The sequence below is a fragment of the Microcoleus sp. B3-A4 genome, assembly GCF_036705385.1.
Classification (GTDB): domain Bacteria; phylum Cyanobacteriota; class Cyanobacteriia; order Cyanobacteriales; family Microcoleaceae; genus Microcoleus.
The window spans coordinates 1-1,225 of the sequence record NZ_JAUBUI010000228.1 but is presented as its reverse complement, the minus strand read 5'-3'; the positions used below and the strand labels follow the sequence as shown (position 1 = coordinate 1,225).

General features: G+C 51.1%; 1 protein-coding gene. It reads left to right on the top strand.

Features of this window, described 5'->3' with window-relative positions; translation table 11 throughout:
• Positions 1 to 1,225, top strand: a 1,225-nt coding sequence (locus tag QUB33_RS29525) for a choice-of-anchor Q domain-containing protein (RefSeq protein ID WP_333358269.1), incomplete at both ends; no start/stop codon positions are given.

Genomic DNA, 1,225 nt, shown 5'->3' with positions numbered 1-1,225 from the left:
ATTGCCTGACATTAGCGGGGATGTCACTATTACTAACAGCACTGGTTCTAGCAACCTGACAGTGCGGCGGGATACGGAGGAATTTTACCGGATTTTCAAGGTAAACAGTGGAGTCAGTGCGACTTTTGACGGATTCACGATCGCCAATGGTCGTACACTTGAGGACGGCGGCGGTATCTATAACGATGGTGGCACAGTCAATGTGACTAACGGATTCACGATCGCAAGTAGTGCTACATCTGGCGACGGCGGCGGTATCTATAACAACGGTGGCACAGTCAATGTGACTAACGGCACTTTCTCCAGCAACCTTACGTTTTTCTCTGGAGGCAAAGGCGGTGGCATATCCAACAATAGCGGCACAGTAAATGTGACGAACGGGACTTTCTCTAGCAACGGGGCTTTCTCAGGCGGTGGCATCTCTAACAATGGTCCAGGCTCCGTCAAAATAGCCAACAGCACTTTCTATGGCAACTATGGAGTGCGTTTTACCTCAGGGTTTTCGGGAGCAGTAAATGGTGCTGCCATCTTTAACATAGGCGGTACTGTGGAGGTGACAAACAGCACTCTTTTTCGCAACGGTGCGGGCGGTGGCAGTGGTGGCGGCATTTATAACGGTGAGGGTGGCACAGTCAAAGTGACGAACAGCAATATTTCTGAGAACACAGTGGGTGGTTTTTTTGATAGAGGGACGTGGGGTGGTGGCATTTATAACGATAACGGCACAGTAGAGGTGACCAACAGCACTCTCTCTGGAAACGAAATATTCAGCAAAGGTGGTAGGGGTACTGGCATCTATAACAAAGCTGGCACGGTAACGCTGACAAACAGCACTATCTCCGGCAACAAAGCAAACCCCGACACCTATAACTCATTCCCGAGCATCTTACCAGACCCTATAAGTAGCGGTGCTATATGGAACGGCGGCACGCTGAATGTCAAAAATACGATCGTCGCTCAGAACACTGCCGCCACTAACCCTGACGTTTCCGGCAGCTTCGCCAGCGGTGGTTACAATTTAATTGGCAACGGTACTGGCAGCACTGGTTTTACTGCTGTCGGCGATCTAGTTGGCACTGCTGCTGCACCTATTGACCCCCTACTAAACCCGCTGGCAGATAACGGCGGCCCGACTCAGACTGTGGCACTGCAACCGGGTAGTCCCGCTATTAATGGTGGCGACCCAGCTTTTGTTTTAACGTCTGGACCTTTTATCGGTCCTCCC